This window comes from Janthinobacterium sp. GW458P (genome assembly GCF_002127585.1).
In the GTDB taxonomy this organism is placed as follows: domain Bacteria; phylum Pseudomonadota; class Gammaproteobacteria; order Burkholderiales; family Burkholderiaceae_D; genus Janthinobacterium.
In genome coordinates this window covers 21,570-37,323 of sequence record NZ_NEGZ01000025.1, presented here as the reverse complement: position 1 = coordinate 37,323, position 15,754 = coordinate 21,570, and the positions used below count along the sequence as shown (strand labels likewise).

Genomic DNA, 15,754 nt, shown 5'->3' with positions numbered 1-15,754 from the left:
TTGCCTATCTTATAACATCGAGGGGCAGCATGGCTGCTCAATAGAGCAATTGCTCGGTTTTACTCGAGCATGGCATGGTCCTTGCGCCGTTCAAAGTACAGCAAGTCCGACCATGCATTCTGGAAAAACATGGCTTGTGCCGACTTGCCATACTGGTGAAAGCCGTTGCGTTGCATGACGGCGATCGAGCCGAGGTTTTGCGGCCGCGCCGTCGCTTCCAGGCGCCACAGTTCGAGTGCGCCGAACGCCTCTTGCAGCAGCAGGGCGACCACGCGCGTGGCGTAGCCGCGTCCGCCGAAGCGTTCGCCGATACGGTAACCGAGCGTTGCCTTGTTGAAATACGGGCGCGTGACGGCCGTCAGGTTGACCCTGCCGATGATTTGCCCGTCCAGCTTGGCCAGGTACTGGTGTGCCGTGTCTTTCTCGCGTTCGCGCTGCGCCTGCTCGACGGCGGCGGCGATGGCTTCCTGGTGGTAGTAGGACGGCGCCCGGGCCGTGACCCAGGATTCAAAATAGGCGCGGTTTTCCAGCTCGAAGGCGAGCAAGCCGGGGAGGTCGGCGCTGGTCGGGGGGGACAGTTGGAGGCGGTCGATGTCTGGCATGGGATGGTGTCGGGTAGCGATGCGCCATTATAATCAGCTCGCGCACTTCGCCGCACACCCGTTTGCATTCATGAAGGAGCAGCATGCTGTCCCATCTCTGCCTCGGCACCAACGATTTCCCCCGCGCCTACGCCTTCTATGCGGTTCTGCTGGGAGAACTCGACCTGATCGAAAAATTTCATGACCCGGCCCGGCCCTGGGCTGGCTGGATGGCGCAGGGCGCGCCGCGTCCCCTGTTCGTGCTGACGGCAGCGCACGACGGCTTGCCGGCGACTGCCGGCAACGGCCAGATGACGGCCTTGCTGGCGGCCAGCCGCGCCCAGGTGGACCGCTGCCACCAGGCCGCGCTGGCGCTGGGCGCCGTGTGCGAGGGGCCGCCCGGCTTGCGGCCGCATTATCATGCCGACTACTATGGCGCCTACTTCCGCGACCTCGATGGCAACAAGCTGTGCGTCTGCTGCCACGCCGAAGAATGATTCAGCGCGGTGCCCAGACGCCGTCCTCCGTCCATCCCAGCTCCAGAAAATCCTGCGCCCGCTCGTCCGCTTCGCCGGCGCAATAGAACTCGTCGAGCTGGGGCGGCGCGATGCGCGTGCCGGCCAGCATGGCGTGGACTTGCCCGCGGTGGTGAATCTGGTGCTGGAACAGATGCGCCAGCAGGCGCTGGCGCGTGTCGATTTGCGGCGTGTCGCGCAATATCGTCACGGGCCGCGCCAGGTCCGCATCGCACAGGCTGCGGCAATGGGCGATCAGGCGCGCATCCGAGGCGCGCTGCGCCGCGTGCAGGGCCGCACTGTCGGCGAATGGCTCGTCCTTTTCAAAAAAGACATAGCAGTCGGGGTGGGGCGCTTCGCCGCGCAGCTCGCGCTCGAGCGCGTCGAGATAAAACCAGTCGCATGTGAGGATGTGGTTCAGGGTGTAGCCGATGGTGGGGAAGAAACTGACGCGCGTGGCCTGGAACTCGGCCTGGGTCAGCTGCCCGCAAGCCTTCAGCAGGCGGTGGTTGGCCCAGGCGTTGTTGTACGCCTGGCTGGTGACGTACTGGGCCAGCATATTGCTCATGATATACCTTGCAAAGCAGGGGGACCTGCGAGAGTGCTACTGTAGCACTTTGCGGCGGCTGAACAACGCCGCTCACGCCAGCCGCACCAGCGCTGCTGTCATCAAGTAAAATCGCGCAGCGGATTGCGCGATAGTGATGCACATAGGGCTGGAAGAAGAAAATGGGTTGGATAGGAAAATTACTGAACGGCGGCGACAAAAACAAGCCGGCTCCCCTCACGGCAGCGGCGGCGCCCGAGATGACACGGCAGCCAGCCACCATCACCGAAATCGATGCCGTCTACTACCGCTGGCTGGCGGCCGCGGGTTCGGCGCAGGCGTCAAAGCAGGCCGAACAGCAGATTCTGGACGAATTGACGCGCCTGGCCAGTGAACCGGTCGCCGGCGCGGCGCTGGTGCCGCGCATTCCGGCCATCATTCCGCAGTTGATGCGTACCCTGCAAGATGAAAACATGAGCGCGGCCCAGCTGTCGCGCCAGCTGTCCCAGGACGTGCTGCTGGTCGCCGAGGTCTACCGCGAAGCGAACCGGCCCTGCTACCATTCGCGCTACAACGCCAGCCCGTCGATCGACAACATGGAAGGCGCCATCATGCTGCTCGGGCAGAACGGCATGCGCATGCTGCTGGCCCGCGTCGCCTTCCGCCCCATCGTCAGCATGCAGAGCGGCGGGCTGACCATCCGCACGGCGCCGCTGATCTGGCGCCAGTCCGAGAAATGCGCGCTGGCGGCCAACCTGGTCGCGCCTGCGCTGCAGGCCAACGCCTTCGACGCCTACCTAGCGGGACTGATGGCCAATGTCGGCCTGGTGGTGGCCTTCCGGCTGATCGACCAGATGCATGCGCCCGACGCCTTTCCGCAATCGGACGCCTTCATTGCCCAGGTGTTCGCGCAAGCGCGCATCTTGTCGGTGCGGATCGCCGAATTGTGGGAGTTCCCCGAGTCCGTCACCCGCGCGATCGGGCAAGCCTGGCAAGCCGATGCCGATCCGCAGGCGCAAGCGCTGGCGCAGGGCGAGCGCTTGAGCAAGCTGCGCATGCTGGTCGATACGGGCCGCCTTCCTGCCGACGACCCCTTCGTGATGACCGGACTCGGCAAGAGTGAGCTGCAGGTGTTCGACAAACTGGCCGACGACGAGGACGAGGACGAGGATTGATGGCCGCAGGCCGCTCTACCTCGGCGCCGGCCATGCCGCTCAGCGCGCAAAATACAGCGCATGCAGATGCTCGAGGTCGACATCAACCGCCGCCTGCGACAGCGCCACCTTACCGCTTTGCATCAGGTAGACGTGATCGGCCACGCCGACGGCGCGCGCCGTGTTCTGCTCCACTAAAATGATGGTGCGCTTGCCGTCATTCAGGCGCGCGAGTATCTCGAACAGCTCGTTGACCACCAGCGGCGCCAGGCCCAGCGACGGCTCGTCGATGATCAGCAGCGACGGATCCGACATCAGGCCCCGCGCCATCGCCAGCATCTGCGCCTCGCCGCCGGAGAGCGACCCGGCCAGCTGCTTGCGCCGCTCGTGCAGGCGCGGGAACATGGCGTAGGCTTGGGCCAGGCGCGCAGGCATGTGGCGGCGGTGCTCCTTCGGAAAGGCGCCCATGATCAGGTTTTCTTCCACGCTCATGTCGCGGAAGGTCATGCGTCCCTCGGGGATCATGGTGACCCTCGCATCGCTCATCTTCCACGTCGGCGTGCCGTTGATGGGCGTGCCGTCGAGCGCGATGCTGCCCGCGCCCACGGGCAGCAGACCCATGATGGCGCGCAGCAAGGTCGTCTTGCCGGCGCCGTTCGGGCCGATGATGGTGGTCAGCTTGCCCTTCTGGATGGACAGCGATACATCCCACAGCACATTGATGGCGCCATAGCCGGCGCGCAGTTGATTTATCTCAAGCATCGTTTCAGGCATCGTTTCAAGCATCGATTCAGGCATGAGCGGCTCCCGTATAGCTTTCGATGACGGCCGGATCGCGGAAGACGCAATCGGGCGTGCCGTCGGCGATCAGCTGGCCAAAATTGAGCACGGCCACGCGCTGGCACAGATTGCTGATGGTCTCGATATCGTGCTCGATCATGACGATGCCCACGCCAAAGGCGGCGTGCAAGTCCTTGAGCATGCCCATGAAGCGGCGCTTGCCGTTTGTTTCCAGGCCGGCCAGCACTTCATCTAACAGCAGCAGTTTCGGATTCGTCGCCAGCGCCTTGGCCACTTCCAGCGCTTTGAGCTCCGTCAGCGCCAGTTCGCTGGCCGCGTCGCGCTGCGCCTTGTCCGCCAGGCTCGTGAAATCGAGGATTTCATCGATCTTGCGCATGTCGATCTTGCCGGTGCCGAAGCGCTGCGCCACGACGAGGTTTTCGCGCACCGTCAATTCATGCATCGGTTGCGGAATCTGGAAGGTGCGGCCCAGCCCCAGGCGCGCGCGCTGGTACATGGGCGTGGCCATGATGTCGCGTCCCTCGAAGCGGATGCCGCCGCCGGTGGGGCGCACCAGGCCGGAAATGGCGTTGAACAGGGTGGTCTTGCCGGCGCCGTTCGCGCCCACGAGGCCGATCACGTCGTGGCTGCCCACCTTTAACGTGACGGCATCGACGGCCGTCAGGCCGCCGAAGCGCACGGATACATTATCGAGTTCAAGCATGTGCTTTCCCCTTCGCTTTGAACATGTTTTTCAGCCATTTTTGCAGCAGCGGCAGCAGGCCGTTCGGGCTGAAGACGATCATCGCCACCAGCAGCACGCCCAGCACCAGCTGGTGGCCGGTGGGAATCAGCGACTTGAAAACCAGCTGGTCGACCAGGTACACCACGACGGCGCCCAGCACGGGGCCGAGTATCGTGCGGTAGCCGCCGAAGATGGCCGCCACGATCGGTAACGTGACCCACAGGCTGTTGAAGGCGTAGTCGGGCTCGAGGAAGTTGATGTAGTGGGCGTTGAAGGCGCCGAACAGGCCCGCCATGAAGGCCGACACGAGCAGCATCGCGCCTTTCAGCAAGGTGCTGTTGACGCCGACGACGCGCGTGGCGTCTTCGCTGTCGTGCATGGCGCGCAGCGCGATGCCGTAATGGCTGGCGCGGATGCGGCCGTAGGCGAACGCACACGCCACCACCAGAGTCAGCACCACCAGGTAGGCGCCCGTCTTGCTGGCCAGATCAAAACCGAAGACGGCGGGCAAGGCCGGGATATTGTTGATGCCGCCGGCGCCGCCCGTCACCGAGCTCCATTCCGTGGCCAGGATGCGGAAGATGTGGGCGTAGGCGAGGATGGCCAGCGCAAAATACGGCCCGCGCAGCCGCAGCACGGGCAGCATGATGACGGCGGCGAGGGCCGCGCCGATGCCGCCCAGCAGCATGGCGGCAAACACGGGCACGCCCAGTTTCACGGTGGCCAGCGCGGAGACATACGCGCCCACGCCGAAGAATGCCGCGTGGCCGAAGCTGACCATGCCGCCCAGGTTGCCCAGCAGGGCCCAGGACATGGCCACGCCGCCGATGATCAGCGCCGCCACCACCATGCTCATCACGTACTGGTTGGCGCTCAGGGCCAGCGGCACGGCGACATACGCGGCCAGCAGCAGGATTGCCGTGGAAATCCAGGTCGAGCGCTTCATCCGCGCCTCCGTTGTGCGCCGAACAGGCCGTTCGGCATGATGAACAGCACCAGCAGGAACAGCACCATGCCCGACAATTCCTGCAGCGCGGAGCTGGCCAGGGTGACGGTCAGCGCTTCGGCCACGCCCAGCAGCACGGCGGCCAGCAGCACGCCCGGTATCGAGCCGATGCCGGCCAGTACCGTGATGATGAAGGCTTTCACTGTCAGCGCGCCGCCGTAGGCCGGCTGGATCACGCCATAGCTGAACAGGGCGACGCCGGCGAAGGCGGCCAGGATGCCGGCGACTAAGAAGGAGACCAGTTCCGTGCGGCCCGGGTCGATGCCCATCAGCTTGGCCGCATCGCGGTTGCTGGACACGGCGCGCACGGCGCGGCCATACCAGCTGGTCGACAGCCAGCGCCACAGGGCCGCCATCAGCACCAGGCTTACGCCGAAGAAAATGACTTCGCTGCGCATGCTGAAAAACGGGCCGATCTCGAAGCCTTCCTGCAGCCAGCTCGACGACGTCGAGCGGATGTCGGCCTTCCAGACCAGCAAAATGAAGTTGGTGAGGATGACGCCGATGCCGTAGGTGAGGATCAGCGAATTGATTTCGCGGTCCTTCTTGATGCGGCTGACGATCAGGTAGACGCCCACGGACGTCAGGCTGACGATCACCAGCGCGATGGGAATGGCGAACATCGGCCCCAGGCCCAGGCCTGACTCCACGCTGTAGGCGATATAGGCGGCCAGCAGCACCAGTTCGCCGTGCGCCAGGTTGATCACTTTCATGGTGCCGAAGACCAGCGCCAGCCCCAGTGCGATCAGGGCGTAGGAGCCGCCCTGCAGCAAGCCCGAATACAGGGCCTGCAAGATTAATTCTGTCATGTCGTCATCCCGTCAGGCGGCCCGGGCGCATCGCGAAGAGGCACCAGGACCGCCGTTCATCGGTGCACGCCCGGCGGGCGCGCGCGTGTGCAGCGGGAGGCTGCTTACCAGGGCAGGGCCGGGTAGTTCAGTTTGCCCGTGGCGTGCTCCTTCGGCCAGACGATCACCACCTTCTTGTCCTGGTGCTGCGCCATGCGGTGCACGAAGTTCAGGTTGTCGCCATTGGCCGCGAACTGTACCCGGCCGATCAGGGTTTCACGGTCCGTCTTGCGCATTTCCTCGGCCACGCCGCCCTTCTTCAGCGTGCCCTTGTCGGCCGCGCGGGCGATCGCCTCGAACAGCAGCATCGACTGCACATAGCCGAACTGGCCCAGGTAGTCCGGCTCCTTCTTGTACAGCTGCTTGTAGGCGTCGCTGAAGGCCTTGCCGTCGGCCGTCTTGAATTCGGTCGGGAAGGGCAGCAGGGCCGTGCCGAAGACGTTCGGCATCAGGTCGGGGAAGTCGGACGCCATCTTCGGCGTGGCCAGCGACCACACGCCCACCATGGCCTTGATCTTCGGTTTCAGCACGCGGGCGGCGCGGATGATGCCCACGTAGTCGTTTTCGTAGCCGACCATGGCCACGACTTCGGATTTATCCTGCAGCTTGATCTTGTTGATGATGGGCTTGAAGTCCGTGATCGCCGGGTCGAACGAGTGCGTCGTCACCTTCACGCCCCTGGCGCTCAGGGCCTTCTCCACGTCCTTGGCCAGGCCCGTGGTGGCGTCCTTGGTCGAATACACGATGGAGACGGATTTGGCGCCCACGTCGGCTAGCAGTCCCAGCATGGCTTTTTCGTAGCCGGCCGTGTTATTGATGCGGAAAAAATTCTTGCGTCCGCTGGCCACCAGGTTGTCGTCCACGCCGCCCGAGGTGATGTAGACCAGGCCCAGTTTATTGGCCGTGTCCGAGGCGGGCGAGATATTGTTCGAGCCGTAGCCGCCCGTGATGGCCACCACGCCCTGGCTGGCGAGTTTTTCCACGGCGGCGATGGCCTTGGCGGGCGCCGATTCGTCGTCGACGGTGATGATCTTGATGGTGTGCTTGCCGTTGGTCTTGTTGAAGACTTCGGCCGCGACCATGATCCCTTCCTGCATGCCGGCGCCGACCCGCGCCAGGTTGCCCGTCAGCGGGATTTCCGCGCCGACCAGGAATTCGTCGGCGCTGGCCTGTGCCATCCAGGCGCTGGCGACCAGCGCTGCCATGGCGATGCGTGTGTAGGTGCGTTTCATCGTGTCTCCTCCGGTGATGTGGCTTGGTTTTATTGTCGGGTCTCTTGAGAGCAAGTGCAATGTTGAATTGACTACTAGTTCTGTGCCATCTGCCGCAATTGCCCCTTCAGGATCTTGCCCGTGGCGGCAGCCGGCAGCGCTTCCATGACGAGGATGGCGGACGGGCACTTGTACGGCGACAGGGTCTGCGCCAGGTAATCGTGCAAGGCCTGCACCGTCACGGGGCGCTGCGGGTCCAGTTCCACATAAGCGATGACGTCCTCGTTGCCGTCGGCCAGGCTGCGGCCGACGACGGCCGACTGCACCACGGAGGGGTGGGCGTTGAGCGCCGTTTCCACTTCCAGCGGATACACATTGAAGCCGGAGCGGATGATCAGTTCCTTGGTGCGGCCGACGATGAACAGGGCGCCGTCAGGCTCCTGGCGGGCCATGTCGCCCGTGTTGAGCCAGCCGCCGTCGCGCATGGTGGCCGCCGTCATGGCCGGTTCGCGGTAATAGCCGGCCATGACGTTCGGTCCGCGTATCCATAATTCCCCGGGCTCGCCCGGCGTCACGTCCTTGCCGGCCACGTCCACCACGCGCACTTGCACGCCCGGAATCGGCGTGCCGACGGAATCGTCAAGGCGCGGCGTTTCCAGGCGCGTCTGGCTGATGGTGGGGGCGCTTTCCGTCATGCCGTAGCCATTGTGCAGTGCGGTGCCCAGCAGCTTTTCCACGTCGCGCTTGAGCGACGGCGCCAGCGGCGATCCGCCCGCATACGCAAAGCGCAGCCGCGTGGCCAGCGGCGTATCGGCGCCGCCCAGGGTTTGCAGCAGCTTGGCATACATGGCGGGCACGCCTTGCACGATGGTCAAGCCGTCGTCTTTCAGTGCGGCCAGCAAGCCGTCGACGGAAAAGCGCGGCACCAGGTATAGCGCGGCGCCCGCATACAGGGTGCCCAGGGCCACCGAGGCCAGGCCGTACACGTGGGAAATCGGCAGCACGCCGTAGGCGCGGTCGGTGCTGCTCAAACCGCGCAGGGTGCTGGAGACGGCGGCGATGAACAGCAGGTTGCGGTGCGTGAGCATCACGCCCTTCGACTGCCCGGTGGTGCCTGTCGTGTAGATCAGCGCGGCCACCTGTTCGTTGCCGGGCACCGTGTCTTCCGCCATGGCCGCCTCGTTCAAGTCGCCCGCCAGCAGCTCGCCCATGCCGTCGACGGTGAAGGGGGCGGCGGCACCCAGGCGTGCGGCATGGGTGGCCGCTTCCGGCGAGGCGCCGGCCAGGAACAGCAGCCGCCGCGCGGAACTGTGCGTGGCGATGGTGTCGATCTCGCGCGCCGACAGCCGCGCATTGACGTTGACGATCCACGCGTCGATGCTGGCGGCGGCAAAAATCAGCGCCACCTGCAGCGCGCAGTTCTCGCCCACCACCATCAGGCGGTCGCCGGCGCGCACGTGCAGCCGGCGCAACAACTGTGCCGCATGTTCCACACTGTGCTGCAGCTGGGCGTAAGTCCAGCTGCGGCCGCCCTCATGCAGCGCGGGCCCATCGGGCGCGCGCGCCGCCCAGTGGGCGGGAATGGCCGACAGGCGCGCCGGCAAGTGGGCCAGCAGGGCGGGAATGTCCATCGCGTCCTCCTTCACTTTTGCGCTGCCTTGATCATGTTGCGGGCGATGACGATCTGCTGGATCTGCGTCGTGCCTTCATAGATGCGGAACAGGCGCACGTCGCGGTAAAAGCGCTCGGCCGCGTATTCGCTGATATAGCCGGCGCCGCCGTGGATCTGCACGGAGCGGTCGGCGACTCTGCCGCACATTTCGGAGGCGAACAGCTTGCAGCACGACGCTTCCGTCGAGATGTCTTCCTTGTTGTCGCGCCGGCGCGCCGCGTCGAGCACCATGCTGCGCGCCGCGTAGATCTCGGCCTTGCTGTCGGCCAGCATGGCCTGGATCAGCTGGAATTCGGCGATGGGCTGGCCGAACTGCTGGCGCTCCATGGCGTAGGCCAGGGCGTCGGCCAGCATGCGCTCGGCCGCGCCCACGCAGACGGCGGCGATGTGCAAGCGACCCTTGTCGAGCACCTTCATGGCTGTTTTAAAACCCACGCCTTCCTTGCCGCCGATGATGTTCGCGGCCGGCACCTTGCAATTTTCGAAGATGACGTCGCAGGTATGCGCGCCTTGCTGGCCCATTTTTTTATCTATTTTGCCCAGCGACAGGCCCGGCGTATCCTTTTCCACGATGAAGGCGGAAATGGCCGAGGCGCCGCGCTTGACGGGATCCGTGCGCGCCATGACCGTAAAAATGCTCGCTTCGGGCGCGTTGGTGATATAGCGCTTGCTGCCGTTGAGGATGTAAAAATCGCCATCGCGCACGGCCGTCGTGCGCAGCGAGGCGGCATCGGACCCCGATCCCGCTTCCGTCAGGGCGAACGAGCCGATGATCTCGCCGGCCGCCAGCTTGGGCAGATAGTATTGTTTTTGCGCTTCCGTGCCGTCGATGACGATGCCTTGCGAGCCGATGCCGTTGTTCGTGCCGATCAGCGAGCGGAAGGCGGGCGAGGTGCGGGCGATCTCGAACGCGACCCGCACTTCCTCTTCCATGCTCAGTTCCAGGCCGCCGTAGGCTTCCGGAATGGACAGGCCGAACAGGCCCAGTTCGCGCATCTGCGCCACGATGGCGGGCGGGATCGTGTCCGTCTCGGCCACCAGCGCCTCGTTCGGCACCAGCACTTCGCGCACGAAACGGGCGATGCTGTCGAGCAGGATGTTCAGGGTTTCTTCGTCGCGTATCATCGGTTTCCTCGGCGCTTTGATGTGATCTGTCGTTGAGAGGGGGCGCGCAGTCTAACCGCGGCCCAGGTTTTTTTCCACTGTCTTGACCAGAGCCACCAGGCGCGGACCCAGGTCGGATTCGAGTTTTTCGCGCGACAGCAGGAAGGCGGGGCCGCCGCAATTGAAGGCCATCACCTGTTCGCCGTCGGCACCCAGCATGGGCACGCCCACGGCATGCACGTCGTTCTGCCATTCGCCGGCGGAGATGCAAAAGCCCCGGTCCTGGTAATCCTTGAAGCCTTGCTCGATGCCGGCTTTGATGCGCGGCCAGCGTTCCGTCTCGTGCACGCGCGCATGGTCCATCAGGTAGTCGCGCTCGGCCTGCGGCAGGATGCACAGCAGGGCTTTGCCCATGGCCGTGGTCATCAGGGGAATGCGCGAACCGACGTCGAGGCGCAGGGTGACGTTGGCGCTGCTGCGGCAGGTTTCCACGTACACCATGCTGAGGCGGTCGCGCGTGCCCAGCGAGACGGACGCCTGCGCATGCTCGGCCAGTTCTTCCATCAGCGGGCGCGCCATCTTGCGCACGTCCAGGTTCGACAGCATGCGGTAGCCGAGGGCCAGCACGCCGGCGCCCAGCTGGTACTTGCCCAGGCTGTCCGAGTAGTTCAGGTAGCCGAGTTTGGTGAGGGTGTAGGTGAGGCGCGAAATCGTCGGTTTCGGGATGGCCGTGCGCTTGGCCATGTCTGCGTTCGACAGATAGACTTCGCCGGGACGGAAGCACCGGAGCACTTCCAGTCCGCGCGCCAGCGCATTGACGAACTGGCGGTCCTTGCCTTCGTCGTCGTCGCTGAAGACGATGATTTCCGGATCTGCTGCGGCCTGAATATTTGTCATATTTGCATTCATTTGCTGACTCCCTGGAAACCAGTTTGCCTAGCGCCATTCCGCGTGTCAATCGTTTTGTGAAACATTCGTTCGCATAGCGAAATGCTGCAATGCATGAAAAAGGCCTGAAATTTGACTTGCACGCACGCTTTTGGTCTTGTCGCTTGAGCATCGCTATATACGTCTGTATATTGCGCTGCTGGGTAACGGCTGTCGCAAGGCGGCCGCTTTTTTGAATATCGTTATATAAGACGATATATAGCGAGAGTGGAAAGATCAAGACGATGTTGAAACAGGTAATGGCAGGCGCGGTGATGCTGGCGCTGGCGCAAATGGCGCAGGCGCAGCAGACAAGCGGCAAGGATGAGGTGGATGGGGCGGCGCCGTTCGTGCTGGGCACGGTGACAGTGGTAGGCCAGCGGGAGCAGGCAGGCCAGATGGAGCAGCAGGTGGCCTCGCAAGTGAGCCGGGCCGAGATGCGCCGCTTTAACCGCGACAACGTGGGCGACGCCTTGAATTTGCTCTCGGGCGTGTCGCTGTCGACCAATTCGCGCAACGAGAAAACCGTCGCCCTACGCGGCTTCGATGCGCGCCAGGTGCCGCTGTACATCGACGGCATTCCCGTCTACGTGCCGTATGACGGCTACGTCGACTTCAACCGATTTACGACGGCCGACCTGGCCGCCATCCAGGTGGCCAAGGGCTACAGCTCCGTGGCGTATGGCGCCAATACCCTGGGCGGCGCCATCAACCTGATCTCGCGCAAGCCGTCCGCGCCGATGGAGGGCGACGTATCCGTCGGTTTCGGCTCCGGCAGCGAGCGCCAGGTGTCGGCGAACGTGGGCACGAACCAGGGTTTGTGGTATCTGCAGGCGGGCGTGTCGTACATCGACAGCGACGGCTTCCCCATGTCGTCCGATTTCCGCCCCACGGCCACGGAAGACGGCGGCATGCGCAACAACGCGTATCGCAAGGACCATAAACTGTCGTTCAAGGTGGGCTACACGCCGGCGGGCGGCGACGAGTATGCCTTCAGCTACTACAAGCAGCATGGCGAAAAGGGGCAGCCGCCATCGACGAATCCCGCCGGCGCCCGCTATTGGCAATGGCCGTACTGGAACAAGGAAAGCGTGTATTTCGTCTCGCAGACGCGCCTGGGCCAGCAGGAACGCCTGAAACTGCGCCTTTACCACGACAGCTACGACAATGAAATCACCTCGTTCACCAATGGCAGCTACAGCACCATCAAGACCAGCGGCCAGGGCAGCGTCAGCGGCGGGCGCAGCATCTACAACGACCGCACGAATGGCGGCGCGGTGGAACTCGAATCGTTCCGCCTGGCCGCGCACAGCCTGCGCTTTGTCGCCAGCTACAAGGCCGACGAGCACCAGGAACTCGACGCCAGGGGCGTGCGCAACACCTGGTACAAGGATGCGCTGTGGACCCTGGGCGCGGAAGACAGCATCGCCCTCAATGCGGCGACGGAACTGTCGCTGGGCGCCTCGCGCAACGCGCTTCGCCCGGACACCGTCTACAGCGCCGGCAATGCCTATACCTTGCCCGGCAATCAGTCGGCCACCGACCTGCAGGCGGGATTGTTCCACAAGACTGGTCTTGACTCGCGCGTGTACGCCACCGTGGCGCGCAAGTCGCGTCTGCCGACCCTGAAGGACCGCTACTCGCAGCGCCTGGGCACGTATATCGAAAACCCGGCCTTGCGCGCGGAAGAGGCGATGAACTATGAGCTTGGGTATCAGGGAAACGTGCAGGGCGCCAGCCTGGAAGCGGCGCTGTTCTACAGCGACGTGAAGGACAAGATTCAGAGCGTGGCGAATGTTTCTGGCGTGCGTGCGCAGATGCAGAACGTGGGCAGGGCGCATATCAGCGGCGTGGAGCTGGGTTTGCGTGGCCGCGCCGGCGCCTGGCTGGAGGTCGGCGGCAATTACACGTACACGGACATGAAAAATGTCAGCGACCGCGCCACGCGCCTGACGGACGTGCCGCGCCACAAGCTGACGGCGCATGCCGTGCTGCACGCGGCGCGCCAGGTCGACGTGGTGGCCATCGCTGAAGCGAACAGCGGACGCTGGGTCTCGAATACGCTGGAATTGGGCGGCTTTGCCACGCTGAACCTGAAGGCCGTGTACCGCCCGTTGCCGGCTTTGACACTGGAAGCGGGCGTGGCGAACCTCGGTGACCGCAATTTTGCGCTGGCCGACGGCTTTCCCGGCGCGGGCCGCACATGGCTGGCCAATGCGCAGTACCAGTTCTGATTTTTTGACTACTCAATGAAAGGACACAGCATGTTGAAGAAAATATTGGCTGGCTTTACCTCGGTGGCGTTGCTGGCCGCGGCGCCCGCGTGGTCTGCCGCTCCTGCTCCCGCGCGCGACAATATGAGCCACGCGCTGGCCGTGACGGGCATGGTGGAAACGCCGTTGAGCCTGAAGGTGGCCGACCTGCGCCAGCTGCCGCCGGCCAACGGCGGGGAAATCGTCGTCACGCGGCACAATGGCGACAAGGCCGAGACCATCACCAGCTACAAGGGCGTGCGCCTGCGCGACATTCTCGACAAGGCGGTGCTCGATGCGCCCGGCCATAACGACGTCAAGAAGCTCGCCGTCATCGCCACGGCCACCGACGGCTATGCGGTGGTGTTTTCCTGGGGCGAGCTGTATAACGCTTCGGCCGGCGAGGGCGTGATCGTCTACTATGAAAAGAACGGCAAGGCGCTCGACGACAACGATGGAGAGATTGCCCTCATCTCGGCGAAGGACATCCGCACGGGCCCGCGCCATGTGAAGTGGCTCAATGGCATTGAGGTGCGCAAGCTGGTGGAGTGATGCGCAGCTGATGGAGGAAAAACGCGCCGTGGAGCCATCCCCGGCGCGTTTTTTTTATGTCGCCAGCGCTTGCCGCATCGCCTGGCCTGCGATGTCAAATAGTCCCCGCGCCGCTGGCGTCAGGCCCAGCATGTGCATCGATGCGTGGATCATGCCGTCGAGCTGCACGCACTGCACCGCCACACCGTCGTCGCGCAAATACCGCGCATAGGCTTCGCCTTCGTCATGCAGCGGATCGTATTCACACACCAGCACCGTCGCCGGCGGCAAGTCCTTCAGCGAGGCCGCCCGCAGGGGCGCCGCGTAAGGCTGCGCGCCGTCGGCCGGCTCGTTCAGGTAGGCAGACCAGCAAAAACGCATCGCTTCCCGGGTCAGCGAATGGCCATCCGCGTAGCGCTGGTAGGAAGGCGTGTCGAAGGCGAAATCGAGCGCCGGGTACAGCAGCAGCTGGTGCGCCAGCGCCGGTCCGGCCTGGTCGCGCGCCATCAGGGCCGCTGCCGCGGCCAGGTTGCCGCCGGCGCTGTCGCCGCCCACGGCCAGGCGTTTCGCATCGATGCCCAGCATCTCCGCCTGGTCGGCGACCCAGCACAGGGCACTGTAAAAGTCGCTTAGCGGCACGGGGAACTTGTGCTCGGGCGCCAGCCGGTAGTCGACGGAGAAAATCACGCAGCCGGTGGCGTTGGCCAGCGCGCGGCATGGATTGTCGTACAGGTCCAGCGAACACAGACACCAGCCGCCGCCGTGCGCGAAGACGATGGCCGGCAAGGGCTGGCCCATGTCCGCGCCGGCCGGCATGTAGGCGCGCACGGTCAGCGCATGTTCGCCGGGCAGCACGTAGTCGGTGACGGACGCCACTTCCTCCAGGGCGCCGTGCAGCTGGCGCAACCCCGTTTCCGTGGCTGCGCGCAGGTCCGCCAGCGAGGCGGGCGGCGGCGCGTCTTTCGTCTGTTCCAGCCAGGCGGCGATCAGCGGGTCCAGGCTCATGCCGCATCTCCTGCCAGGAAGGGCAGCAGATGGGCGATGAACGCTTGCGGCTGTTCTTCCATGATGAAGTGGCCGCATTCGGCGACGATGGCGCCTTTGAGAATATCCGCCTTGCCCTGCATGGTCAGCAGCGGGGCATCATTGGTCGCGTGGTCGGCGCCGATGGCCAGCACGGGCATGGCCAGGCTGCGTTTTGCCCGTTCCAGGTTTTGCCGGATGGTTTCCGGAATCGCCCGGTAGTAGGCGAAACCGGCGCGCAGGGCGCCCGGCGTGGCGTAGGCGTCCGCATACACGTCGACGGCGACCTGGTCGCGGCGGTATGACCAGCGGTCGAAAATGAAGCGGATATATTCGCGCTCCTTGCCTGCAGTGAGCATTTCCGGCAAATCCAGCACCTGGTTGAACATGAAGTGCCACAGGAAGATGTTGTCGGACGGCGCGACAAAAATCGGCGGCGCGGGCGCCAGGCCGGGAATCACGGCTTCCGTCAGCGCCAGTTTCGTCACCGCCTGCGGGAAATCGCTGGCCAGCGCGTAGCCCACCCACATGCCGATGTCATGGCCCACCACGTCGTACTGCGCGTGGCCCAGGGCCAGCATGGCGCGGTGCAGGGTGGCCGCCACGGCGCCGGTGTCATAGCCGCCGGCCGGCCGGCTGGAGTGGCCGCTGCCCGGCGGGTCGATGGCGATGGCCTGATAGCCGCTGGCGGCCAGCGCCGCCATCACATGGCGCCACGCGTACCAGGTCTGCGGCCAGCCGGGAATCAGCAGCACGGGCTTGCCGGTGCCGGGACCAGCGATGACGCAATGCAGGCGCTCGCCGTCGAGGCGGACGTAATCATGTGTAAATTCGTCGGTAAAATCGTTCATTGGGTTT

General features: G+C 64.6%; 16 protein-coding genes. 4 read left to right on the top strand and 12 right to left on the bottom strand.

The window, feature by feature from the left end; translation table 11 throughout:
- Positions 1–59 precede the first annotated feature (59 nt).
- Complete coding sequence (locus CBW50_RS15360; RefSeq protein WP_086146371.1) at positions 60–602, bottom strand: GNAT family protein; 543 nt, start codon at positions 600–602, stop codon at positions 60–62.
- An 83-nt stretch (positions 603–685) separates the two neighbouring features.
- Here CBW50_RS15360 and CBW50_RS15355 point away from each other — a divergent pair, with 83 nt between their 5' ends.
- The gene (locus CBW50_RS15355) at positions 686–1,078 is read left to right on the top strand and encodes a VOC family protein (protein ID WP_086146370.1); all 393 of its coding nucleotides are present in this window, start codon (positions 686–688) and stop codon (positions 1,076–1,078) included.
- A 1-nt stretch (position 1,079) separates the two neighbouring features.
- Here CBW50_RS15355 and CBW50_RS15350 read toward each other — a convergent pair whose 3' ends face one another.
- Complete coding sequence (locus CBW50_RS15350) at positions 1,080–1,664, bottom strand: DinB family protein (protein WP_086146369.1); 585 nt, start codon at positions 1,662–1,664, stop codon at positions 1,080–1,082.
- A 239-nt stretch (positions 1,665–1,903) separates the two neighbouring features.
- Between CBW50_RS15350 and CBW50_RS15345 the strand changes: the two genes are divergently transcribed.
- Entirely contained in the window at positions 1,904–2,818 is a 915-nt protein-coding gene (locus tag CBW50_RS15345; protein ID WP_172404775.1) for an HDOD domain-containing protein, read from the top strand.
- 39 nt (positions 2,819–2,857) lie between these two features.
- On the opposite strand, the gene CBW50_RS15340 is transcribed toward CBW50_RS15345, so the two are convergent.
- The 8 genes from CBW50_RS15340 to CBW50_RS15305 form a co-directional block, all read right to left on the bottom strand.
- Complete coding sequence (locus CBW50_RS15340) at positions 2,858–3,559, bottom strand: ABC transporter ATP-binding protein (RefSeq protein ID WP_086146402.1); 702 nt, start codon at positions 3,557–3,559, stop codon at positions 2,858–2,860.
- 28 nt (positions 3,560–3,587) lie between these two features.
- Positions 3,588–4,301 carry an ABC transporter ATP-binding protein gene (locus tag CBW50_RS15335; protein ID WP_086146367.1) on the bottom strand — a complete coding sequence of 238 codons (714 nt, stop codon included), beginning with the start codon at positions 4,299–4,301 and terminating at the stop codon, positions 3,588–3,590.
- Positions 4,294–5,268, bottom strand: a complete 975-nt coding sequence (locus CBW50_RS15330; RefSeq protein ID WP_086146366.1) for a branched-chain amino acid ABC transporter permease — start codon at positions 5,266–5,268, stop codon at positions 4,294–4,296. Before CBW50_RS15330 ends, CBW50_RS15335 begins: the two co-directional genes overlap by 8 nt.
- The gene (locus CBW50_RS15325; protein ID WP_035817692.1) at positions 5,265–6,137 is read right to left on the bottom strand and encodes a branched-chain amino acid ABC transporter permease; all 873 of its coding nucleotides are present in this window, start codon (positions 6,135–6,137) and stop codon (positions 5,265–5,267) included. The genes CBW50_RS15330 and CBW50_RS15325 overlap by 4 nt, the downstream gene beginning before the upstream one ends.
- Positions 6,138–6,241: 104 nt before the next feature.
- Positions 6,242–7,408: an ABC transporter substrate-binding protein gene (locus CBW50_RS15320; RefSeq protein ID WP_086146365.1), complete on the bottom strand. Its 1,167-nt coding sequence runs from the start codon at positions 7,406–7,408 to the stop codon at positions 6,242–6,244.
- A gap of 74 nt (positions 7,409–7,482) precedes the next feature.
- Positions 7,483–9,018: a class I adenylate-forming enzyme family protein gene (locus CBW50_RS15315; RefSeq protein WP_086146364.1), complete on the bottom strand. Its 1,536-nt coding sequence runs from the start codon at positions 9,016–9,018 to the stop codon at positions 7,483–7,485.
- 11 nt (positions 9,019–9,029) lie between these two features.
- Entirely contained in the window at positions 9,030–10,184 is a 1,155-nt protein-coding gene (locus CBW50_RS15310; protein ID WP_086146363.1) for an acyl-CoA dehydrogenase family protein, read from the bottom strand.
- Positions 10,185–10,235: 51 nt separating this feature from the next.
- A complete protein-coding gene (locus tag CBW50_RS15305) occupies positions 10,236–11,060 on the bottom strand; it encodes an IclR family transcriptional regulator (RefSeq protein ID WP_086146362.1) in 825 nt (274 codons plus the stop codon).
- Positions 11,061–11,335: 275 nt separating this feature from the next.
- On the opposite strand from CBW50_RS15305, the gene CBW50_RS15300 reads away from it, so the two are divergent.
- Together CBW50_RS15300 and CBW50_RS15295 are read left to right on the top strand one after the other, a co-directional pair.
- The gene (locus tag CBW50_RS15300; RefSeq protein ID WP_086146361.1) at positions 11,336–13,324 is read left to right on the top strand and encodes a TonB-dependent siderophore receptor; all 1,989 of its coding nucleotides are present in this window, start codon (positions 11,336–11,338) and stop codon (positions 13,322–13,324) included.
- Positions 13,325–13,354: 30 nt separating this feature from the next.
- Positions 13,355–13,894 carry a molybdopterin-dependent oxidoreductase gene (locus CBW50_RS15295; protein ID WP_086146360.1) on the top strand — a complete coding sequence of 180 codons (540 nt, stop codon included), beginning with the start codon at positions 13,355–13,357 and terminating at the stop codon, positions 13,892–13,894.
- Positions 13,895–13,948: 54 nt separating this feature from the next.
- Here CBW50_RS15295 and CBW50_RS15290 read toward each other — a convergent pair whose 3' ends face one another.
- Together CBW50_RS15290 and CBW50_RS15285 are read right to left on the bottom strand one after the other, a co-directional pair.
- Positions 13,949–14,878, bottom strand: coding sequence for an alpha/beta hydrolase (locus CBW50_RS15290; protein ID WP_086146359.1), 930 nt, complete (start codon positions 14,876–14,878; stop codon positions 13,949–13,951).
- Entirely contained in the window at positions 14,875–15,747 is an 873-nt protein-coding gene (locus CBW50_RS15285; RefSeq protein ID WP_086146358.1) for an alpha/beta hydrolase, read from the bottom strand. Before CBW50_RS15285 ends, CBW50_RS15290 begins: the two co-directional genes overlap by 4 nt.
- Positions 15,748–15,754: the final 7 nt, after the last annotated feature.